The sequence below is a fragment of the Methanoregula sp. genome, assembly GCF_041663825.1.
Lineage (GTDB): Archaea > Halobacteriota > Methanomicrobia > Methanomicrobiales > Methanospirillaceae > Methanoregula.
This window is the reverse complement of the sequence record NZ_JBAYLY010000040.1, coordinates 1-22118: the sequence shown is the minus strand read 5'-3', so window position 1 is coordinate 22118 and position 22118 is coordinate 1. Positions and strand designations below refer to the sequence as shown.

The 22118-nt window shown below is 54.1% G+C and carries 23 protein-coding genes, 1 tRNA gene, 3 rRNA genes and 1 pseudogene; 18 read left to right on the top strand and 10 right to left on the bottom strand.

Going from position 1 to position 22118, the window contains the following annotated elements; translation table 11 throughout:
- The first annotated feature begins 46 nt into the window (after positions 1-46).
- The 6 genes from ppsA (at position 47) to WCX19_RS13555 (ending at position 5790) form a co-directional block, all read left to right on the top strand.
- The gene (gene ppsA / locus WCX19_RS13580; protein WP_373009035.1) at positions 47-2326 is read left to right on the top strand and encodes a phosphoenolpyruvate synthase; all 2280 of its coding nucleotides are present in this window, start codon (positions 47-49) and stop codon (positions 2324-2326) included.
- The gene (mfnA, locus tag WCX19_RS13575; protein WP_373009033.1) at positions 2316-3413 is read left to right on the top strand and encodes a tyrosine decarboxylase MfnA; all 1098 of its coding nucleotides are present in this window, start codon (positions 2316-2318) and stop codon (positions 3411-3413) included. The genes ppsA and mfnA overlap by 11 nt, the downstream gene beginning before the upstream one ends.
- Positions 3406-3954 carry a hypoxanthine/guanine phosphoribosyltransferase gene (hpt, locus tag WCX19_RS13570; protein WP_373009029.1) on the top strand — a complete coding sequence of 183 codons (549 nt, stop codon included), beginning with the start codon at positions 3406-3408 and terminating at the stop codon, positions 3952-3954. The genes mfnA and hpt overlap by 8 nt, the downstream gene beginning before the upstream one ends.
- Complete coding sequence (gene dph2 / locus WCX19_RS13565) at positions 3932-4885, top strand: diphthamide biosynthesis enzyme Dph2 (RefSeq protein ID WP_373009031.1); 954 nt, start codon at positions 3932-3934, stop codon at positions 4883-4885. Before hpt ends, dph2 begins: the two co-directional genes overlap by 23 nt.
- Positions 4882-5508, top strand: a complete 627-nt coding sequence (locus tag WCX19_RS13560) for an METTL5 family protein (protein ID WP_373009027.1) — start codon at positions 4882-4884, stop codon at positions 5506-5508. The genes dph2 and WCX19_RS13560 overlap by 4 nt, the downstream gene beginning before the upstream one ends.
- 102 nt (positions 5509-5610) lie before the next feature.
- Entirely contained in the window at positions 5611-5790 is a 180-nt protein-coding gene (locus WCX19_RS13555; RefSeq protein ID WP_373009025.1) for a hypothetical protein, read from the top strand.
- Positions 5791-5883: 93 nt separating this feature from the next.
- Here the strand turns inward: WCX19_RS13555 and WCX19_RS13550 are convergent, their stop codons facing one another.
- The 3 genes from WCX19_RS13550 to WCX19_RS13540 all read right to left on the bottom strand — a co-directional run bounded on the left by WCX19_RS13550 (position 5884) and on the right by WCX19_RS13540 (position 7677).
- Positions 5884-6627, bottom strand: coding sequence for a TylF/MycF/NovP-related O-methyltransferase (locus WCX19_RS13550; RefSeq protein WP_373009023.1), 744 nt, complete (start codon positions 6625-6627; stop codon positions 5884-5886).
- Positions 6628-6685: 58 nt separating this feature from the next.
- Positions 6686-7045, bottom strand: coding sequence for a hypothetical protein (locus tag WCX19_RS13545; RefSeq protein ID WP_373009021.1), 360 nt, complete (start codon positions 7043-7045; stop codon positions 6686-6688).
- A gap of 65 nt (positions 7046-7110) precedes the next feature.
- Positions 7111-7677 (bottom strand): hypothetical protein, encoded by a 567-nt coding sequence (locus WCX19_RS13540; protein ID WP_373009019.1) that lies wholly within the window; start codon positions 7675-7677, stop codon positions 7111-7113.
- A 1-nt stretch (position 7678) separates the two neighbouring features.
- On the opposite strand from WCX19_RS13540, the gene WCX19_RS13535 reads away from it, so the two are divergent.
- Complete coding sequence (locus tag WCX19_RS13535; RefSeq protein WP_373009017.1) at positions 7679-9010, top strand: MFS transporter; 1332 nt, start codon at positions 7679-7681, stop codon at positions 9008-9010.
- Between the two features lie 28 nt (positions 9011-9038).
- Here WCX19_RS13535 and WCX19_RS13530 read toward each other — a convergent pair whose 3' ends face one another.
- Positions 9039-9665 (bottom strand): hypothetical protein, encoded by a 627-nt coding sequence (locus WCX19_RS13530; protein WP_373009015.1) that lies wholly within the window; start codon positions 9663-9665, stop codon positions 9039-9041.
- Positions 9666-9804: 139 nt separating this feature from the next.
- Positions 9805-10230: a hypothetical protein gene (locus WCX19_RS13525; RefSeq protein ID WP_373009013.1), complete on the bottom strand. Its 426-nt coding sequence runs from the start codon at positions 10228-10230 to the stop codon at positions 9805-9807.
- Positions 10231-10363: 133 nt separating this feature from the next.
- Between WCX19_RS13525 and WCX19_RS13520 the strand changes: the two genes are divergently transcribed.
- From WCX19_RS13520 to WCX19_RS13475, 10 genes are all read left to right on the top strand, one after another.
- The gene (locus tag WCX19_RS13520) at positions 10364-10975 is read left to right on the top strand and encodes a DUF2115 domain-containing protein (protein ID WP_373009011.1); all 612 of its coding nucleotides are present in this window, start codon (positions 10364-10366) and stop codon (positions 10973-10975) included.
- Between the two features lie 82 nt (positions 10976-11057).
- Positions 11058-11504 carry a hypothetical protein gene (locus WCX19_RS13515; protein ID WP_373009009.1) on the top strand — a complete coding sequence of 149 codons (447 nt, stop codon included), beginning with the start codon at positions 11058-11060 and terminating at the stop codon, positions 11502-11504.
- Entirely contained in the window at positions 11501-12097 is a 597-nt protein-coding gene (locus WCX19_RS13510) for a DUF1673 family protein (protein WP_373009007.1), read from the top strand. Before WCX19_RS13515 ends, WCX19_RS13510 begins: the two co-directional genes overlap by 4 nt.
- A 6-nt stretch (positions 12098-12103) precedes the next feature.
- A complete protein-coding gene (locus WCX19_RS13505; protein WP_373009005.1) occupies positions 12104-12871 on the top strand; it encodes an SdpI family protein in 768 nt (255 codons plus the stop codon).
- A gap of 6 nt (positions 12872-12877) precedes the next feature.
- Positions 12878-14023, top strand: a complete 1146-nt coding sequence (locus tag WCX19_RS13500) for a hypothetical protein (RefSeq protein WP_373009003.1) — start codon at positions 12878-12880, stop codon at positions 14021-14023.
- Positions 14020-14838 (top strand): hypothetical protein, encoded by an 819-nt coding sequence (locus WCX19_RS13495; protein ID WP_373009001.1) that lies wholly within the window; start codon positions 14020-14022, stop codon positions 14836-14838. The genes WCX19_RS13500 and WCX19_RS13495 overlap by 4 nt, the downstream gene beginning before the upstream one ends.
- Positions 14839-15244: 406 nt before the next feature.
- A complete protein-coding gene (locus WCX19_RS13490; RefSeq protein ID WP_373008999.1) occupies positions 15245-15694 on the top strand; it encodes a hypothetical protein in 450 nt (149 codons plus the stop codon).
- Positions 15691-16803 carry a hypothetical protein gene (locus WCX19_RS13485; protein WP_373008997.1) on the top strand — a complete coding sequence of 371 codons (1113 nt, stop codon included), beginning with the start codon at positions 15691-15693 and terminating at the stop codon, positions 16801-16803. The genes WCX19_RS13490 and WCX19_RS13485 overlap by 4 nt, the downstream gene beginning before the upstream one ends.
- Positions 16800-17918: a DUF6159 family protein gene (locus WCX19_RS13480; protein ID WP_373008995.1), complete on the top strand. Its 1119-nt coding sequence runs from the start codon at positions 16800-16802 to the stop codon at positions 17916-17918. The genes WCX19_RS13485 and WCX19_RS13480 overlap by 4 nt, the downstream gene beginning before the upstream one ends.
- 140 nt (positions 17919-18058) lie before the next feature.
- Positions 18059-19945 (top strand): hypothetical protein, encoded by a 1887-nt coding sequence (locus tag WCX19_RS13475; RefSeq protein ID WP_373008993.1) that lies wholly within the window; start codon positions 18059-18061, stop codon positions 19943-19945.
- Here the strand turns inward: WCX19_RS13475 and WCX19_RS13470 are convergent.
- Entirely contained in the window at positions 19913-20173 is a 261-nt protein-coding gene (locus tag WCX19_RS13470; RefSeq protein WP_373008991.1) for a hypothetical protein, read from the bottom strand. The genes WCX19_RS13475 and WCX19_RS13470 overlap by 33 nt on opposite strands.
- A 618-nt stretch (positions 20174-20791) precedes the next feature.
- On the opposite strand from WCX19_RS13470, the pseudogene WCX19_RS13465 reads away from it, so the two are divergent.
- A pseudogene (locus WCX19_RS13465) lies at positions 20792-21061 on the top strand (PQQ-binding-like beta-propeller repeat protein); the annotation flags it as partial.
- 302 nt (positions 21062-21363) lie between these two features.
- On the opposite strand, the gene rrf (WCX19_RS13460) reads toward WCX19_RS13465, so the two are convergent.
- From rrf (WCX19_RS13460) to WCX19_RS13445, 4 genes are all read right to left on the bottom strand, one after another.
- Positions 21364-21478, bottom strand: a 5S ribosomal RNA gene (gene rrf / locus WCX19_RS13460).
- 138 nt (positions 21479-21616) lie between these two features.
- Positions 21617-21738 (bottom strand): 5S ribosomal RNA (gene rrf / locus WCX19_RS13455).
- Between the two features lie 90 nt (positions 21739-21828).
- Positions 21829-21900 (bottom strand) — tRNA-Cys (locus WCX19_RS13450).
- 84 nt (positions 21901-21984) lie between these two features.
- Positions 21985-22118, bottom strand: a 23S ribosomal RNA gene (locus WCX19_RS13445); the annotation flags it as partial.

The following is a 22118-nucleotide window of genomic DNA, read 5'->3' as shown; positions in this document are numbered from 1 at the left end:
GATAATACTTAAACAGGGGGGAGGTGAGATCATAAGTGGTGCGAGCATGAAAGAAGTGCCCAATATTCTATGGCTCGAAGAGATCAGGAAGGAGGATATCTCGTCGGTCGGCGGCAAGGGAGCATCCCTTGGCGAGATGGCTTCGATCGGCCTTCCGGTGCCCCCGGCGTTCGTGGTGACCGCCCAGGCGTTCCGGAGGTTTCTTGTCGAGACCGGCCTTGACCAGAAGATCTTCAAGGTCTCTGACAATCTGGATGTAGAGAATAATGCGGCTCTTGAAAAGGCCGCCGATACCATAAAGGCGCTGGTGATGAAGGCAAAGATGCCGGCGTCCTTAAAAGACGACATCAAAGCCTCATACAAAAAGATGTCGCAAAAAGACCTGATCGTCGCCGTGCGGTCGAGCGCTACGGCTGAAGACCTCCCCGATGCAAGTTTTGCCGGCCAGCAGGAAACATATCTCAATATCAAGGGGGAGGTAGCGCTCCTTTCAGCAGTCCAGAACTGCTGGGCGTCGCTCTACGGGGCACGGGCTATCTATTACCGGGCAAAGCAGGGATTCGAGGAAAGCACCGTCAACATCGCGGTAGTCATCCAGCAGCTTGTGCACTCGGAGAAGGCGGGAGTCATGTTCACCTCCCACCCAATCAGCGGCGAACCGACCACGATTATTGAGGGCTCGTGGGGACTCGGCGAGGCGGTCGTGTCCGGCTCGGTCTCTCCGGATAACTACGTTTTTGACCAGCGGACGGAGTCCATAACAGAAAAGACGATCGCAAACAAGAACGTGGAGATCGTTCCTGATGGATCTCACGGGACGAAACTGGTTGAAGTTGATGCAGCCCGTCAGGATGCGCAGGTGCTCTCAGAGGCCGAGGTGGCCAAGCTTGCCATGTACGGCAAGATCGCCGAGAACCATTATGGGATTCCGCAGGACGTTGAATGGGGCATTGTTGCCGGGACGATCTATATTCTCCAGTCCCGGCCGATCACAACCATCGGGAAGAAAGAGGCAACAAGCATGTCTGGACAGAGCAAGGATGCAAAGATACTCTTGAAAGGCCAGGGAGCGGCGCCGGGTACCGCGACCGGTAAAGTAGTCATCATCCGGGATGCAAAGGACACGGGTGCAGTAAAAGAGGGAGATATTCTCGTCACCCGTATGACTAACCCGGACATGGTCCCGGCGATGAAAAAGGTCGCTGCCATCGTCACCGATGAAGGCGGCATGACGTGCCACGCAGCCATCGTCTCCAGGGAACTGGGCACCCCTGCGGTAGTCGGCACAAAGACAGGGACCCAGCAGCTCAAAAACGGGCAACTCGTCACCGTCGACGGCGAGATGGGACTTGTCTACGAAGGCGCGGTTGGAGGCGCGGCAAAGGCAGCCGGGGCCGCACCGGGGGTTGTCGGCAGCGCACCGATGATCACGGCGACCAGCGTGAAAGTCAACGTCTCGATCCCCGAAGCTGCGGCCCGGGCGGCAGCGACCGGCGCTGACGGTGTCGGCCTGCTCAGGATCGAACACCTGATCCTCGGGCTCAACAAGACGCCCGGCTGGTATATCTCAAACCACAAGGAAGAGGAGTTTGTCAAGGAACTCTATGACGGTATCAGGATCGTACTTGACGCGTTCCCGGGAAAGACCGTCTGGGTGCGGACGCTCGATGCCCCCACCGATGAGTTCAGGAACATGGCAGGTGGCGAGAATGAACCCATGGAGCACAACCCGATGCTCGGCTGGCGCGGTATCCGCCGCGACCTCCAGAGCCCGGACCAGTTCCGGCTCCAGGTCGAGGCGTTCAAGCGCCTCTGGAAGGCAGGGTACGACAACCTCGGCGTCATGTTCCCGATGGTCTCCCACCCCGACCAGTTCATCAAGGCAAAACAGATGATGGCAGGATGGGGCGTCGATGTGGAGAACGCGACCCTCGGTATCATGATCGAGATCCCCTCAAGCGCGATCATGATCGAGGACTTCCTCCAGGCAGGCATCAAGTTTGCCTCCTTTGGGACAAACGACCTCATCCAGTACACGCTCGCCATCGACCGGAACAACGAGAACGTGGCCGACATGTACAACCCCCAGCACCCGGCGGTGCTCTCGCTGATCCACAGTTCAATCCAGAAGTGCCGCGAGTACGGTGTCGAATGCTCGATCTGCGGCCAGGCCGGCTCCGACCCGAAGATGGCGGTCTGGCTCGTGGAGCACGGGATCACCAGTATCTCTGCAAATATCGATGCCATTGCAAAGATCCGCGAGGCTGTCGCCCGCACCGAGAAACGCATCATCCTTGAAGCTGCGAGAAACCGCGATGCTGAATAAGGGCACGACAGAAGACGAGCTCTTCTCTTTTTTATCCTCCAAGAGACGGGAGGATATTGATCACCGGTATATCCTCAGCTCCATGTGCACGATCCCGCACCCGATAGCAGTAAAAGCGCACGACATGTTCATGGACACGAACCTCGGCGACCCCGGGCTCTTTCCCGGGACAGCGGCGCTTGAGCGGCTGCTTATCGAACGCTTCGGCACGCTCTTCCACAAAAAGGATGCCGGAGGATATGCGACATCGGGGGGCACCGAGTCCAACATCCAGGCGCTCCGTCTCGCAAAAGCCCTCCGTCACACGCCCCACCCGAACGTGGTCGTCCCTGAGTCCGCCCACTTCTCGTTCAAAAAGGCCTGCGATATCCTCTGCCTTGAGATGCGGAGCGTGCCGCTCGGATCCGACAAACGCATGCCCGCCGACAAAGCGGCAGAACTGATCGATAAAAACACGGTCGCGCTCGTTGGCGTCGCCGGCACTACCGAGTACGGCATGGTCGACCCGATTGCCGACATTGCGAAGATCGCATGCCAGCATGACACATTCCTGCACGTGGACGCGGCGTTTGGCGGCATGGTGATCCCGTTCCTCGATAACCCCATACCCTTTGATTTTGCCCTGCCCGGCGTGACGACCATTGCCGTCGACCCGCACAAGATGGGTATGAGCACGATCCCGGCCGGCTGCCTTTTAACCCGTGAGCCGGACATGCTCGACGCGCTCAACATCGAAACCCCTTATCTCACAGTAAAAAAGGAGTACACGCTTGCCGGCACCCGCCCGGGAGCCCCGGTGGCAGGAGCACTTGCGGTGCTCGACTATCTTGGTACTGAAGGCATGAAAGCCGTCGTTACCGGCTGCATGAAAAACACAAAGCGCCTCATTGTCGGTATGGGAGCGCTCGGCATCGAGCCGGCCGCCACACCGGATGTAAATGTTGCAACTTTTGTCTGCGACAAGGTTCCAACGCAATGGAAGGTCTCGTGGACGAGAAACGGCCACCTGCGGATTGTCTGTATGCCGCACGTGACCAGCGACCGTATCGAGGCGTTCCTTTCAGATTTTGGTGATATGCATGCTTGACAAACTGGTAGAATCTCTGGAAACATGCCCGATGGTGAAACGTGGGGAGTATAACTATTTTATCCACCCAATCACCGACGGCGTCCCGCTCGTTGATCCCGCCTTGCTCCGCGATGTGTGCAGCGCAATGATAAAAGTGCTCGACTTAAACAATGTCGACAAAATCGTTGTCGTCGAGGCAATGGGCATCCACATCGGTGCGGTGCTCTCGGTGATGACCGACATCCCCATGACCGTCATGCGCAAGCGGGAATACAAGCTTCCCTGCGAGGTGCCAGTCCACCAGAAGACCGGCTACTCGAAAGGAGAACTGTACCTTAATGGGGTGTACAAGGGCGACCGCGTTGTTATTATTGACGATGTCGTGAGTACGGGCGGCACAATGCGTGCGCTGCTTGCCGCCCTTGAGATCGCTGGCGCGGAGGTAAAGGACGTCTGTATCGCGATCCAGCGTGGCGATCCCGATATCGGGCGGCCGTATAAGTCGCTTGTCAAGATTAATGTCACCGACAGGGTGCATGTGGTTGAACGGCACATCTGACCTCATCGAGAAACTCAAAAAACGCGGGGCTCATAAGGTCGCCCTCCAGTTCCCCGAAGGCCTCAAGCGTCAGGCGGCACCTGTCACCACCGACCTGAAAGACGCAGGATTTGAGGTAATTATCAGTGGCGATCCCTGCTATGGCGCCTGCGATCTTGCGCTCGATACGCTGGCATACGGCAATGCGGACGTGCTCGTACATTTTGGGCACGCACCTGTGGATGAACAAAAGAACGTCATCTTCGAGCCATGGACGGTGGATTTCGATGTGTCGATCCTCGCGAAAGCCCTTCCCCTGCTTAAGGAGCGGACCGTCGGCCTTGTCACCACGGTCCAACACGCCCCGCTTATTCCGGCAATGGAATCATATCTTTCCTCCCACGACCATGTGGTCAGAGTCGCCGACGGCATCGGGCGCACTCCGCTCCGGGGCCAGGTACTCGGGTGCAGTTTTGTCGCGGCAAAATCAACCGGGGCTGGCGAGATCCTCTTTGTCGGCACCGGCCTTTTCCACCCGATCGGGATTGCCCTTGCGACAAAGGCTCGGGTGATCGCTCTCGACCCCCTCAACGGCACCGCACAGGAAGTCAGCGCCGATGCGCTCCTGCGCCGGCGCTTTGCCGTCATGGAAAAAGCCCGGGGGGCACAACATATCGGAATCATTGTAAGCACGAAAAGTGGTCAGCAGCGCCGGGCGCTCGCAGAACGGCTCGCGGCACTCTCACCGGGGGCTGTCATCGTTACCATGCGCGAGGTGAGCCCGGATGAACTGCTTAACCTCGGGTTCGACTGCTATGTAAACACGGCGTGTCCCAGACTCGCTTACGACGACCAGGTACGGTTCAAAAAACCGGTTCTCTCTCCGCAGGAATTCGAGATCCTCTGTGGCGTGCGAACGTGGGACGATTACACCATTGATGAGATCGCATGAAACTCAGACAACTGGAAATTACACTGCAGCACTGTGCCGGTTTTGAAAAACCCCGGGTCGCGTGGGAACAGTACCAGACGCCGGCCACCCTTGCCGCCCGGCTCCTCTATGACGCGTACATGAACGGCGACATCGAGGGAAAGACCGTCTGCGACCTCGGGTGCGGAACCGGGATTCTTGCCATCGGCGCCGCACTGCTCGGTGCAACAACGGTACGGGCCGTCGATCTCGATCCAAACGCCATCCACACGGCCGGGGAAAATGCCGCGCTCCTCCACGGAGATGTGGAATTTGTCGTCGCCGACATTGCCGGGGCAGATGCTGGCGGCCTTGCTGACAGGATTGCTCCCTGCGACACCGTGGTCATGAACCCGCCTTTTGGCGCCCAGAAACAGAAAGTGCATGCAGACCGGCCGTTCATCGACTGCGCCCTCGCAATCGCGCCGGTCACCTATGGCATCTTTAACACCGGTTCGACCCCCTTTGTGGAAGCCTACATTACGGGAAGGGCCAGAATTGCCGGGCGGGTCAGCGGCACATTTCCCATAAAACGGTCGTTTGCCTTCCATACAAAGGAGGTTCATGAGATCGCCGTTGAGATCCTCAGGCTGGTACGGAACTGATTTACCAGCCTGTCCCAACCGGGAAAACCTGCCCTACCGGGGGTATAAAACGGCAAATCCTTATATGGTCGGATTTAGAGAGATTGTAGCGGAGAATCTGATATGGATAAGACAGGACTTATTGCATTAATTGTGGGTATTGTACTGCTGGTATTGGGTGCATTTGCCATCTGGGCATTCCTGCCCCAAGTGATTATTGCTGTCGAGGGACTCATAGGCATCGTCGTGCTCCTCGCAGGACTCATGCTTATCATCTTCGGGATCCTGATTTTCAAGGAATAATTCTTTTTTACACCAGTAATTTTTATTAAACGGATCAGCTGGTGCGACGGCTCAATCCGGGCAGGCTAAAAAAAGGGTACTGCTTTCGCGCAGTTATACTTTCACGATAATGCACTGCGAGGCCGCAGTCTCGACTACCGGCTCAGGCTTATCGGCAAAATACTCGTCCACAGCTTTTCTCACACCCGGCACCGTGAGATAATCATGGGAGAGGATGACACCGCCCGGGCTCATCCGGGGATAGAAGAATTCAAGGCATTTTTTCGTGCTGTCATAGGTATCGACGTCAAGGTTGACAAGCGAGAAATGCTTGTCTTTTACCGGGTCCGAGGTATCGGGAAAGAGTCCCTTGTACAGATACACGTTTTTCTCCTGCGCAAGATAGGCCTTGACCTTGTCATAGGATGCGGCAAATTTTCCCTCGTAAAATGGCCAGACCTGATCCACATCGTCAATTTTGGGCAGGCCGGCAAACGTATCGAAGAGATGAAGGGCCCGATCACCCTTGGCCGAACAGATGATCTTGGCCGACCCGCCCTTGTAGACCCCCACTTCAGCGATATCGCCGGGCACCTTCTGCGTAATCTTTGACGCCATATAGATGTGATATGCTTCAATATCCTCAAGGAGCAACTCGGTGTCGGACCGGATTTTCTTAAGCTGCGAGGCAAATTGTTTGCGCTCGGCACAACCGTAATGAGAAAGTCGGCCCCGGTTTGCGATATCGTATCCTATAAAAGGCTCAAAAACAGCCAGTTTCCTGAATTTGACCAGATATTTGCTTGGGACTATCGTGTCAAAATAACAGATGAGATTCTTCTTGGGAAACAGACTCATGTCCGGTAATTTTTGTCGTGCCGGGATTTATAGTGTTGAGATACGCCGGGGGATCCTGCTACCTTCTCCGGTGCCGGGTCGAATAATATGCCAGAACGACTGCCACACCAAGGAGTGCCAACCCTGCGATGGCAGATGTCAGGATTGCAAGGCCGGACACATAGGCCACCAGCACGGATATAAGCCCGGGCACCTTCCCGTTCCGGTACGCCCCGATAACAGAGCCGATCAGAAGCAAAGTGGGCAGGATCAGGAAAAGAGCGCGAAGAGTGGGATCCGGGGAGATCATGGTAATGGTCGAGCCTAAGGCAGTAATGAGAACCTCTTCCGGGTCGATACCGATGGCAGTCCAAAGTCCCGAGAGAAAACCAAGCCCGATGACAAACTGCCAGATGAATCGTCGGAATTTTTTTGCCATGCGGATCATCCTACGGGATAATAAACGGGTGGACCGGAAACAGGCTCCCACAAGCGCGGGGGATCTCATAAGGGACGGCCTTGGGACTGTTCCACCGGGTCGATATCTACATCGAACTCGTCCAGGAACGGCATCAGTCCAGTTACAAACGGCGCGGTGCTGCCGGTTGCGGGATCGGGCATTTCTCCGACAGCCACGATCTCAATCATGAGAGGGAACTCTTCGATTGTGTGTGCAAAGGAGGGATCGTTTTCCTTCGTGAACCGGAGAAAACGATCAACCCTGACATACGGGCGCTCGTACTCGGGGACATCCCGGTACTCCACCTTAACGTCTGCAAGCGTGCGGGAGGTGGCAAGTTTCTTTTCAAAAAACAGGTATATGCCGATCCCGTAATCGCAGCCGATTGCATCCAGATTGCGGATATCAATCACCCTGCCGCGTTCGACCCCGATCGATGCCAGTTTTTCCATAATTGTGGTTCCACGAAGCGCGTTCCTGGAGGCGTCGGTATCGTTCATAGAAAAAGTGTGGGGTGCGGTTGATTGTATAGGTATTGCCGTAAGGGCAGGGAACTGGCTGGTTAGAGCCTGCCCCGGGGCAAACGTGATACGGGCTACTTCAGAAGACATAATGGGCAAAAGGACAAATCTGCTGTACGTGAATACCGGTAGTGAGGAGAGGATCGGGCAGCAGACAATGCGGAAAGTGAGTGCCCGGCTGCTGCCCTTTCTGATTCTTCTCTACGTGATCGCATACCTGGACCGGGTGAACTTCGGCTTTGCGGCACTGGAAATGAACAGTGCGCTGGGGCTCACGAGCGAAGTCTTCGGCTTCCTGTCCGGGATCTTTTTTATCGGGTACCTGCTCTTTGAGGTGCCCAGCAACCTGATCCTCCAGCGGGTAGGCGCCCGCATCTGGATTGCCCGTATCCTTATCAGCTGGGGAATCGTCGTGATGGCGACCGCATTTGCCTCCGACGCACTTCAGGTGGCCGTATTCAGGTTCATTCTCGGGATCGCCGAGGCAGGATTCTTCCCGGGCATACTCCTGTATATCACATACTGGTTCCGTGAGCGGGAACAGGCTAAGGCAGTAGCGCTCTTTATGACCGCACTTGCCCTCTCTACGATTGTCGGCGCCCCGCTTTCCACATGGATCCTCGATTCTGTCCACTGGTTCGGGATGGCCGGGTGGCGCTGGCTCTTTATCCTCGAAGGGCTGCCTGCCGTGGTTCTTGGCTGCGTCACGTACTGGTACCTCACCGACCGCCCAAAGGACGCCCACTGGCTTTCTTCCGATGAACGAACCTGGCTGGAGAGTGCAATCCGTAAAGAGAACGAGCAGCGCGAGACTCAGAACTGCCATACAGGCCTCAGGTCCGTCTTAAAGGACCGCCGCGTCTGGCACCTTGCCCTCGTCTACTGTATGCTCGTGATTGCCCTGTACGGGCTCGGGTTCTGGATGCCGCAGGTGATCCGCTCGCTGAACACAAGCCTGTCCAATACATCCATTGGTCTTGTCATGATCATTCCCTATGCATGTGCAGGTGTGGCGATGATCGTCTGGTCGAGACACTCGGACCGTACTGGAGAACGGCGCTGGCATACCGCTCTTCCGCCACTTGTCGGCGGGATTGCCCTTGCGGGATCGGGCCTCGTCACTTCACCACTTGTGGCATTTGTCCTTATCATCATCGCTACGATGGGGATATTTTGTGCATTCGGACCGTTCTGGACCCTGCCATCCCTTTTTCTGGCAGAACTATCCGCTGCAGCGGGCATTGCCGTTATCAATTCCATTGGCAACGCCGGGGGTTTCATCGGGCCTTCGCTCGTGGGATACCTGACGCAGGTAACCGGCAGCACGAATGCCGGGCTTGTCGTAATCGGGGTCTGCCTTGCACTCGGAGGTGCCTGCGCAGCGGCCGTCAGCACCCGGCACCGGACTGCAGAATCCGGGTGAGAAACTACAAAGGGGACGGTTCCCGTTATTATCTCCGTGCCCGAATATACCCGTACCCTGCTGCCGCGACGATAGATGCGAGCAGACAAGTAACCGGGAGGAGGCCGGAGGATCGCGTGGTTACAGGAGTCGCAGCCGGTAGTGTTGTGACCGTAACCTGTGGGCTGATTACTGGCTCTGGTGATGAGGGAATACAAGGAGTAACAACAGAAAGACTGCTGCCGGGAACGGTTATACCGGCAGTATCAAGCTCGGCTGCCTGCAGGATCGTAACATTCGTGTCTGCCTTGGCAGGAACCGTCCCGTCCAAAATAACAGTAACGGACACATCGCTCGTGGTCGGGTACGAGAGAAGATACCCGTTGACAAATGCGCTTGTACCGGACGCCGATTGCTGCGCAGCGGGGATGCCATTGACAATGACCTGAATATTCCATCGGGCATTCACAAGGGAGGTCTGCATCTGGAGTGTGTGGGTACGGGAAAAAGTAGTGGCACCTGACGGGATAACCGTGATCGTTATCACGGAATGCTGCCCTTCACTCCCGGTGAGCGGAGGAATGGGAGAGAACGATTCTTTCGTGATCACCAGCGTTGCGGCGGCTGGTGAACTGATGAAAAGAGAGATCGCGGCAAGGATCAGGATAACAGTCACTCCAGCATACGCAGAGGTTATTCCGGGAGAGGACATATTATTCAGGAATCTGCTCTGAAATCTCGTTAAGATATCGATGGAATATGTCCCATCAGGCCCAGCCCGAAAAAAAGAACCCCCCTATCTGCTCCCACAAAACCTACACGTTTATCATAAGCACGGTTTGTTCCACATCACCGGTAAATACTCCGATCACGTCAACGTTGTCAGGATCCGGAGTTCCCAAGTAGGGGAATGTATACACATCACCGGGCTTTGGAGATTCCATCGTGCGCCTCACAACCTGCCCGTTGTTATTGTAGATCGTGATATTGAGCGCAGTCAGGTATGCAGCACTTGCTCCACCATTGTATCCGACGATAACATCATTGCCGCTCTGTGAGGCGGTGACGTTGATGTGCATCTGTCCGGCAATGACAGGTGACGAGGTCGCCGGCAGCGCGGTCGGCGTGGTAAGCACGACAACACCGGTCGGAACCGGTGTTGCAGGGGACGATGAGGTCTGAGTGCATCCCGTTATGAGAATCAGAAGCGCGACAAGACCCAAAAGGAAAATCCATCTCATATGGGGTAAAAAGGGGCAGATCTCCAATAAAGGTTGCGATATGCAAGTGCCAGTGCCGTCACCTTTGAGCATGATAATATGCGACCGGCTCCCACGGTAGTATAATCGTATTTCTTAACAGGCCGGATAGAGCGTGACTGAACAAGACTCACCCCGGGAAAAAGAGCGGATCGACAGGATCGCAAGCGAGCTCGCAGCAGCAGCTACGAAAGGAGAACTGGGGGAGATTGTCGCACGGGAAGCCAGCCGGTATACCCTTCTCGATCTTCAGATGCTCGGGGGGCACCTCTATGCCGAAGTAGACTGCCTGCCTGAACCCTACCGCAGCCGGGTCCGCCCGTTTTTTTGTGAACAGCTCTTTGGTGCGCACCACCAGCTCCTCCTGATGTACCGGTCAGGTACATTCCGGCATCCAGGGGATCCGATCCGGGATCGTGAGACCTTCGAAAAGTTCTGTGCGATGATCCCGGCGGGGTGTTTTACCTGGGACGAACAGGCAGAGAGAACGCCATTTCATTACTCACCCAGGCACCGGCTCTTCTACTACCTGATGGCCGCATTCACGATGTTTGTGCTCGACAAGCCCGGCCACCCGGTGGGGATGCCGTTCCCGGGGGGATTTGCCGTCGATGACCGGGGCGGGACGTATTACTGCCTGATACGGGACCGGGAAAAAGAGGTCTTTTTTTCCATCTGTAATTTCTGCCCGGCAAAGCAGAGCGAGGAGAATGCTCCGGTGTTGTGAAAACCGGAGTCTTTCCTGATGTACTACCAGGCGACCGGGAATTCACGCAAAATATATATTGTCAACATTCCAATGTTGACACATGTTCCTGACAACGAACGACAAGCAGTTCGGGTTCTGGGCTTTGCGCAGAGGAGGCGCAACCAATATCGCGATTGCCAACCGGTTCGGGATCTCCCGTCAGGCCGTATCACGGGCGCTCCTTCTGATGGATGAGAAGATTGGAACTACGCTCTCCGAGATGGCACAGGCAAACCAGATCGCGGTCGAGAAGATCAATGCCGGGCGGGGCATCCTTATCGGACGCTCGGTCCCCTTCCAGACCGCGGCGATCATCTTCGTGTCGGAGAAACATGGCGTTCAGGTCTGGTACGAGCACGACGGGGACTGTGGCACCTGCCAGCGGTACACCGAATGCATCGAGCTGCTCTGGGATTATGCAAATGAACTCGGGGTCAGGATCGAAAAGACCGCAGACCCGACAAAGATGGCAGAAGAACTCTTTGAGAAAGTGAAGGCGCTCCTATGACATTGACGCGTTTATCGGAAACTATTCACGAATGGATGGGCTGGTGCCCGCAGGCACAGCCACGGAATATAAGGACGGATATTATCGCTCATGAAGACAACGAGGTGACCCCACGGGAAGGGGCCGGCCCGGTCTTATCGTTTAGCTGGATGAACCGGTACCGCACGCAGACCCTGATATTTGCACTCTGCATGACGGGTGTGGGAGTTCTCCTCTATGGAACAGCCACGGGAGACCGCATGGCCATGCTCGGGATCGGGCTTGTCCTTGCCACGCTCCTGTATCTCAGTGACGCCATCCAGTACTGGAAGGCATTTGAGACGGTCGCACGGACCGGCACCGCCCCCGAGTTTGACTGGCGACACATGACCGTAGTAAAAATTCTGCCCGTTATCGGGGTCGCCCTCATCCTTGCATTTGTGGGAGCGGTCCTGCTTGGCCTTGTCCCCGGCCTTTCCATGCTGATGATAAACGGAATCCTGGCCGGGTTTGCCGCCATAGGCTGGTATCATTTCCTGACGGTCGTGCTCTGGGAGAAAAAGACGAATATTACCCTGTTTACACAAGGGAACCAGATTTACCGGAGGTTGTGAATACTCATGCAGTTTACCGATACCCTCAAAAAATGGACCGGGTGGTGTCCCATGGAGGCAGCAGCCCGGGCCGGAAGCAATAACTCTCCCGGAATGGAGACCCGGGACGCCGGGCCGGTTGCCCGCCGGGAACGTCTCTTTACCCGTATGGCATGGGTAGTCACCGGGCTGTCGTTTCTCCTTGCTTTGGCAGTCCTCCCGATCCTTCCGGATATTATACCGGTCCACTGGAACTACGCAGGCGTTGCAGACGCATATGCCGATAAATTCCCGTCAGTGTTTACTCTCCCGGTTATCCTGACCGTTGTAATGGTGCTCACACAGGTCCTGCCGAGATTCAAACAGATGCATGGATCGTCGATAATTTCGCGCGACATCTACGCGATCATTATCTTTTCGGCAACCTGCCTGGTCCTTGCCGTACAGGCCGTCACGCTTGCAAATGCCGCCGGCCTGATGGTTCCCATTGTGATAATCCTCCCTATGCTCCTCGGGGTAATCTTCATCATTATCGGGAGCCTGTTGCCGGTTGTCGGGCCAAACAGGTCCGTGGGGATCCGCCTTCCCTGGACCTTAAAAGATGAGAAGAACTGGAAAATGACCCACGCGCGGGGAGGTTCGGTATTCATGGGCGCCGGGATCCTGATAATCCTCGGCAGCCCGTTCGCCGGTACTTGGGCCATTGCACTGATGCTTGCCGTGCTCTGCGTTGCAATGATCTACATTACAGTCTATTCATACCGGTTATCAAAGACCGGCAGGACCGGGATGTGATACACGATGGCAGAACCGCAACCGGCCACCCGGACAAATAAAACCAGGCACCTGGAAGAATGGATGGGCTGGTGCCCGAACACACCAGCCATGCGCACAGCACCGGCGGTTCTCGCAGTCCCGTCAGCCACGGCACATCCTGCACAGCCGGGCAGCAGCGGGGCTGCCGGGGGCCAGGGCCGCATTCAACGCGGAATCAGTATCGCCACCGGGAGCATCAAAGCCATGTTCAGGGAGAGACACCTGCTCTGGTTTTCACTCATTGCAGGAATCATATTCCTCTTCCTGATCGTGGCAGAAGGGTGGAGCGTGACACACTATGCTATCATTCCGCTGCCATATAGTATCTGGATTCCCTTCGGGGACTCGAGTCTCATTGTGTTTAACCTGCAGCTCTTCCTGATCGAAGCGATCTGCCTCTCAAGCTTGACATGCCTGCTCGCCGGCCTTATTCTGTACCGGAACGGGAGCAGTGTAAAAAAGCCGGTCGCGATCCGGGAGGCATTCGACAGGGTCAACGCCCACGCGGTCCCGCTTGCAATCTTGTCGATTACAATGGCGTTCGTGGCGACCCTTGTATTTGAGTTGGTTTCCCAGAGCCAGTTCATCGGAAAGATCATATTCACCATCGATATGACCCTGTTCTACCTGCCCTATGCGTACTATGTCCCAAACGAGGTTACTACCGCGCTCTTTTTCTCATTCGAGATCATGATCATCAACATTGTCTTGTTCCTGGTGGCCGTATATGTCGTACCGGGTATCGTGCTGGAGAGAAAGAGACTGTTCCCGGCACTTGCCGGGTCCGTAACCCTCATGAAGAAGACCTGGCGCGAGATACTGGGCTGCATCCTTGTCTTCGGGACAATCCTCATTGGAGTCGCCGGCATCGCGCTCCTGATCGGCCAGTCGCCGCTACTGCTCAACCATGATTATGACTTCTTCCTCCAGTTCTCCCGTGGAAAGATCCTGATGACTGTTGCCTGTTACGGGTTCCTTCTTGCCTCCGGCATCCTGATGGCAATCGGTTCGACGGTTATAGGGATTGCCATAGCTAATCTCTATGCATATGGGGAGACCGGCCGTACGACCGGGATACCTGAAGGAATCACCCTTGATGAGGATTGCACCGGAGGACAGATCGGATCATGAAGGTATTCCCCGTAGGAGTCGTTACGGTTACCCTCATCATCGCTGCGATCCTGTTCACCGGATGCACCGGTTCAGCACCGTCATCCCCGACTACTACCCCACAGGTTACGGTAACCGTGACACAACCCGCAGTAACACCTGCTATAACCACAGTCCGACAGCCATCAGCAACCATCATCCCTGATGCGACAACGAGTCCTCCGGCAGCGATCACGATTTTTGGCGAGTATAAATGGGCTGAATACCGGAATAATATTACCCAGACCTTGGCTCCCAACCCGCGCTTCCAGTGGGATATATCCACAAGGATCGAGCGCTCGTATGAATCCTACAAGGGAATTCCGGCCCTGCATGAAAAAATCATTCAAACATTTGATTATGCGGAGTGGGTTGATCATCAGCTTGTCACGACAAAAAATGGAACAGTCTGTATCACTGACCGGTTTTTCAATGTTTCCTCAGACGAGATCCTTGGGGGAACCGTAACAGAGACCATAAAAGGCGTGGCACAACCGGGGGAGAAAATTTCCGCTGATGATAATTACCGGCGGGATGATTCCCCCACAAGTGTGACCGGGATCATGCCGTTTGGTGAGATGAATATTACACTCACCGATCAAGGAACAGAATCTGTGACGGTTCCGGCAGGACCCTATCCAAATGCCCGAAAATATATCGGTGACTTCCGCGACGGTACACCCATTACCTTCTGGATTGTCCCGGGTATTCCAGTCCCGGTTCAGTTTCGGTTCCCCAATAAAAATCTTGACGGGGAAAACCCGATCCAGTCCTTTGAGTTAAAGGGCTGGGGATAACTCCGGTATAACCTCACTTTTTTTTCCTGCCAACCCCCCATCAGGGAGACGTGCAGGAATAATCTGTCACGCAAGGCCGCGAACCTGACGGCATCTGTTAAAATGATACAATGACACGAAGAGAGCATTCGCTTGTCAGTAAGACTTCATAAGAACAGAAGACCGTGTAAGAAGGATAGGTGATAGCAGCTTGGCAGGGTTCCCAAGGACTCGCGTACCTCAGTAACGCTTACGTGTGCCGGCTTAACTTCTGGGTTCGGTAATCGACCATTGGTATTACACCGGTGAAGAAATTACTGTACCTCCGGTTACACCCTAGATACTACAGATAATATCCGGATTCTCAAAAACACGAATACGTGGAGTCAACGAACATTTTATATTGTAAACCCCCATACATTTACATATGTTCCTTCCCACGAACGAGAAGCAGTTCGGGTTCTGGAAGATGCGGCGCAACGGGATGTCCAACGTCTCTATTGCAAACCTTTTCGGGATTACCCGGCAGGGCGTCTCGCAGGCGCTCCTTGCAATGGACGAGAAGATCGAGTCCTCGCTCTGTGAGATGGCCCGCGCAAACCGGATCCAGGTTGAAAAGATCAATGTGAAGAAGGGGGTGCTGTTCGGGAAATCGATCCCGTTCCAGACCAATGCCTACATCTTTGTCTCGGAGAAGCACGGCATGCAGGTCTGGTACGAGCATGAAGGCGACTGTATCTCCTGCGATGAGTTCACGAAATGCATCGAATTCATCTGGGATCTCGCAGCAGAGCTCGGGATAAAACTCGAAAAGACCCAGGACCCGACAAAGATGGCAGAGGAACTGCTTGCGAAGATCCGGGAGGACCAACCATGACCCGCGTATCGGAAACTGCTGAACACTGGTTTGGGCTGTGCCGGAAACAACCGGCAATCCACATGGTTCCGACCGGGATTTCGGTCCAGCCTGAAACGGGCCACTCCTCCCAACCGGATGACGGCGGGCCCGGCCGTATCCGGAAGGGATTATGTATCACGGTATCCAGCACGAAAACGCTGATCCAAAACCCGCAGCTCCTCTGGTTTGCGCTCCTCGCCGGTCTCGTGCTGGTCGGGCACCTCTTCATCCAGGGGATACTCGCATTTTTCAGTACAACCTATAGATCCGATCTCATCGGATCGCCGTTCGTGGCATTTGCAGTCGAGCTTCCGACCGTGTTCTGCCTCCTGGTCTTATGTGCGGGCCTTGTTTTGAGTCTCTCTTATGACGATGGCAATCCGGTCTCTTTCATTTGTGGGCTCAGAAGAGTCAGAAAATACCTGGTACCTCTTGCCGGGTGGTCCGTGGTCGTGGCATTCGTAGGCACGCTGCTCTTTACTCTCGGCTTGACGCTGGCTTCGCTGAACGTACCGTCGTGGCTCCATGCTCTCGATATCTACGGGAATCTGTATATTTTCCTGTTTAACGTGTTCAGCCAGTACCCCTTCAACTGGTCCCTCAACCCGGACGTCTTTATTGCCTACCTTCACAGCGGGGTGTTACCGGGTTCCGGCTCGGGATTTCCAAATGCATTCATCCAGACGCTGCTCTTTTCAGCAATCAATGTATTCCTCGTCCTCCTGACCCTGTTTGTCGTGCCCCTGCTTGTGATTGAGAGAAAGCGCCTCAGGGAAGCGGTTTTTGGATCGTTTACCCTGACAAAGAACATCCGGGGAGAACTGGCGGGCTGCGTTCTTGGCCTTGGATTGGCAGTATTCGCAGCCTCGCTCACGTTCCTGCTCTTCCAGTTTACCGGGATCAGCACGGTGGAAGTATCCAATGGCATAACAAGTATTTCCACCTCGCGCCCGGGTGATGCATGGATTGCACTCGGCCTTCTGTACAGTCTTGCCCTGTCCGGCTTTGCGCTTATTGTAGCAACGATCGGGGGGATTGCATCACTCGACCTTTACCGGTGTGCAAAAATCCGGGAGGAGACGAAATGACATCGGTATTGGAAATTACCAGATACTGGCTTGGCCTGTGCCGGAAACCGCCGGTAGTCCGGACCATGGAGACAGGTTTCTGTTTCCCGCAGGAATCCACCTGTGAAGGACTTCCGGATGGCAGCGGGCCGGGAACGATCCGGAGGGGGATCGGAGCCGCCCTCTCTGGGATGAGAACATTGAACCAGAACCGGCAGCTTCTCTGGTTTACACTCCTTGCCGGGCTTGTGCTGGCGGGAAACGCCATCGGCCATGCGGCATTCAGGTACATCAACAGGACCCTGCAACCCGATACAACCGTATTATATATACAAGACTTTTTACTCGGCTTTGCCACACTGTTTTGTCTCGTGTTCCTCCTCGCAGGCCTTATTTTGAGCATCTCATTAAAAAAAGAAGGTCCTGCTTCATGCCTTGAGGGACTTTATGGGGCTAAAAAATACCTAAAAGCCATCTTGATATGGTCCATGGTTCTGGCACTCGCAGGCATGCTGCTTGACAGGATTTACGTTTATGTGACCTTCATCTGGTTCCCGCATGAGTTCGGGTTCCTCAATAATCTGTTCGGGTCCGGATTTTTTTACAGCACGATCTTCCAGTTCCCCTTCAACTGGACACTCGACTGGGACATGTTAACCGAGATTCCGGGCTATGGAGGACGATCGCTGCTGTTATGGGTATATCCCTTCGGGCTCCTGGAGACCCTGGAATTTTTAGTGCTCACCCTGCTCCTGTTTGTCCTGACCCCGTTTGTCGTGCCCCTTGTTGTCCTTGAGCAAAAGAACCTCAGGGAAGCAGTCGTGGGATCGTTTGCGATGATGAAAAAGACCTGGGCCGGGGTAGTTGCCTGCGCCCTCTTCCTTGGGGTTATCGTATCCGGTGTGTTCGTTATGCACCTGCTCATCCAGGCTGCATCCGGAATAGTAAATCCATACCAGACCGTCATCTTCCATCCCCCCGGCACGTGGATTGCTCTTGCCCTCCTCTATAATATCGCACTTTTAATCGTTGCATTTGTCGTGGCAACAATCGGAGGGATCGCAGTACGGGATCTTTACCTCTCGGCAAAGACCGGGCTGATGCCCGGATCTGCCGGAACGGAATCTCACCATTAATTTTTCTGACATTTTCCGGAGGATATACCGACGTAAAAAGGGTATCGGGAAATAATGCCAGACCTCTTCAGCTCCCGGAAATTGCGACTGCAAACCGGGATCAGAATGCATTTATATTGTAAATACAAATACATTTACGTATGTCAAAGCCAGTCAGTAAAAGACCCATTGAGTTTTTGAAGATTCTCCTGCTGTTTATCGTGGCAGGTGCAGCAGTCCTGGTACTTCCCGTGTCGGCGGCAGATAAACCGGTTGTCACGATTGTCGCGCAAGGGACAGGAGCGTACTACCTGGGAGAAGAAGCAGTTTTTTCCGGAATGAATACTGATACGAGTTCCACGTACCTGTACATAACCGGACCTAACCTTCCGGATAATGGAGGAAAACTAACTTCTCCGTCCCAGAAAGCAGTCAGCGGAGATCCCGGTTCATTCACGGTTGTAAAAACAAACGCGGATAAAACATGGGTGTATCCCTGGTACACCTCCGGTCTCAGGCTCGATGCTGGATCGTATACCGTTTATGCAGCAAGCGAGCCGAAAACGGGAGACCAGTTATCGGACACACCCTATGGTACTACCAGCATAATTGTTAAAAAGCCGTACATATCCGCAAATATCTCGTCTTTAAACGTTGTAAAGGGGCAGCCATTTACGGTAACCGGGATTGCGGAAGGAATCCCATCTGATGTCCAGGTCTGGATCCTCGGTGAGAACTACTATTCCAAGACAATTCAAATCGTCAATCCTGATGCCTCGTACACGTATGAAGTCCTTCCGGAGGTCACCAGTAACCTTAAAAGCGGCCAGTACTTCGTGATTGTCCAGCATCCGATGAAGTACAACAAATTCAACATCGATGTCAGCGGGAATTATGTCAAACTGAACAATAATACCACTCTCTTTAAGATCACCGGCCCGGGAAGCCTGCAGGGCAGCGATGCAGCAGACGCACTTACCACAGCAATCAGCGATCAGGAAGCACACGATAGCACGTTAACCAATGATACGTATACCATAATCCCCTTCCAGGTCACGGATGCAGGAAGTCCGGCCGCGGCCCCGGCATCCGGTGTATCCACCGGCACTGCGGTAACGATCTCTGCTGACGGGAGCCATTCCTATTACCAGGGGGAAAAAGTGGTCCTGCGGGGACAGAGCTCCACTTCAGGTACGGTATACCTTTTCATGACCGGCCCAAACCTTCCGGCCACGGGCGGGAGCCTTACCGCACCGCACCAGGCAGCAGCCAGCGGGAACCCGGACTCGTTTACCACGGTAACCACAAAACCGGATAAAACATGGGAGTATTTCTTTTACACCGACAATCTCAATCTGGATGCCGGTACATACACCGTTTATGCAGAAAGCCAGCCAAAAACTGCTGACCCGCCGGACTCCGGTGCCGCCGATGTCGGGATGGCCCTGAAAAAGCCGTACATTACGGCAAATATGTCGTCCCAGAATGTCGTAAAAGGGCAGCCGTTTACCGTGACCGGGATTGCAGAAGGAATCCCTCCCGAGGTCCAGGTCTGGATCTTCGGTGATAAGTATGCCTTTACGACAAAAACACCGGTAAGTTCCGATGCGGACTTTACCTTTACTGCCGGTGCGGCAATGTCAGGAAATCTCCCGGCAGGACAATATTACCTTATCGTAGAGCACCCGATGGCGGACAATCAGTTCGACTTCGTTGTCAGCAGCGATTATGTCCGCAACCTGAAACTCAACAACGGCACGAACCTCTTCAAGATCAGTGGTTCAGGAAGCCTCCAGGGCAACGATGCGACAGAGGCACTTATTACCGCCATCAGCGATCAGAATACACACGATAGCACGTTAACCAATGACACGTATACCCTGATCCCGTTCCAGGTGACCGATGCAGGAAGTCCGGCGCCCCAGGCAACAGCTGTTACAACCGCCCCGATCCAGCAGACGACCCGGCACGTCCCGCTCCAGTATGCCATTCCAATCGGGGCAGGTGCTCTGGTTTTAGTAGGGATTGTGCTTTGGAAGCAGCATTAATTCCTTTATCAGGATGTCAAATATTATGAATAAAATTTGTAAAATATCCCCCGTCATTTTTGCCGGGTTGCTCTTCGCATTGATCCTTGTCTCTGCATGTACGGATACATCCCAGCCACCGTTATCCCCGACTTCTGTGCAGACCCCGGGAGTTCTGGAAGTACCGGTGACTATGGGAACCTCCGGGATTCCCGGTACTTCCGTTACAACGAAAATTCCTGCGCCCACGAATACTCCGGGGACTCCATCCTGTTCGTCCGGCCAGACTCGCTGCGATGGGTCCTGTATCGATACGCAGAGCGACAGTCAGCACTGCGGGGCATGCGGGAATGTATGTAATACCAGTGAACCGTGTTCAGAGGGAAAGTGCCTGTCATGGACAGGATCCTGGGTCCAGGAGGGCGGATGGAAATACGAGCTGACACAGACCGGGACATCGGTGAACGGCACTGATTATTATAATCAGGAAATATTTTCCGGTTCAACAAGCGGGAATCCTCCGAGACTTACTGGTACCTGGGTGTCACATGGTAAACGTTTTTACACCTTTACATTCGATATGGCCCCAGATGGAAAATCGTTCTCCGGCGGGATACCCGGATGTAATATCCTCACCTATACCCGGGAATAGGACTGATTTGTTATCGGAGGACCTTATTTTTTAATAATCCTTGTTCAAGGCATTTCTTATTTTTAATACTATTCCTGATCGTTCCTCTTTTCTTTATTTCCGTTGTTCCCGCTTCAGCTGAAGATGCAATGTTCCGAGCCAATCCGTAGCATACCGGGGTGTATGAGAGCGGGGACATTGAACCGGGGAACACTAAACTATAGCGGTTCGCTACGGGAGATCATATATATTCATCCCCATCGGTGGCAAACGGAGTCGTCTGTATCGGGAGTGGCGATGAAAACCTGTATGCCATCGATACTGTCACGGGGAAAGAGAAGTTGAGGTTCGCTACGGGTGACTGGGTGGAGTCATCTCCGGCTGTAGCAAACGGGATTGTCTATGTTGGGAGTAATGATAAGAACCTGTACGCAATTGGTGCGAACTCATCATTTCCGACAACCGTTCCAACAACGATCCGGGTCACTAATATACAGGAAGTCTGACGTCTGGGGCTACAACCGCAACCTCCAGAACCGCCACAACGACCGCCCGGGTACAGCAGACGGACCCAGCACGCTCCGCTCCAGTACGCTTTGTTCGGGACAATTGTCGTGGTAGCGGGAATTGTAATCCTGAAAAAGCAGTAAGTCATTTTTAAACGGATGATTCATTCATTCTTATACAGGTCATGCAGGCTGTGAACCTGCCGGTATCCGTAGAAACGATACTATGACCCTTGTTTAAACGAGCGCATTCGCTCGTTGGTTAAGATTTCATAGAACAGATGTCGTGTAAAAAGGAAAGGTGATAGCAGCTTGGTATAGTTCCCGAGAACTCGCGTATCTCAGTACAGTATACTACGTGTGTCAGTTAACTGCTGGGTTCGAAATGAGACCAAGTGTACAACTATGGCCGCTATCACCAGCATTCTGCCGGACATATCATGCAGGTCATGAACCTGGTGCTGACCCAATTATGGACAGAATGATATTTTTTCGAAAGCATTCGCTCGTTAGTCAAAATTTCATAAGAACAGAAGACCGTGTAAGAAGGAAAGGTGATAGCAGCTTGGTATGGTTCCCAGGGACTCGCGTACCCAAGTACAACATACTACGTGTGTCAGCTTAACTGCTGGGTTCGGAATGAGACCAGGTGTTTCCTGACAGCTATGGCCGCTATCACCACATGATTTGCTTGATTTTTTGTTTGCAGCCGAAGAACTAGATGCTATTCTTCGTCAGACCGATTTCCATTGCTGGAAACCGATCCAAGCCAAGGTCCGGAGTTGAACCGGATTGTAGCTGATCTGCAGTCAGCCGCGTGGCCGCTCCGCCACCTTGGCGACCGTGTACTATGATACCTTATCCCGTATGTCAGGATAAGATATAAGGTTTGCACTCAGAATTTCGTCTGGGTTTAGCGTGGTGAGCACTAGTGTTTGGACGTTAGTACTTCCGGACTGAACACGTCGTTGCCTTCGTGCGTACATCCGAAGCCTATCAAACGGGTCTTTTACCCATGTCCTGTAACGAAGTCTCTTTTTAGGCCGGGTTTCAAGCT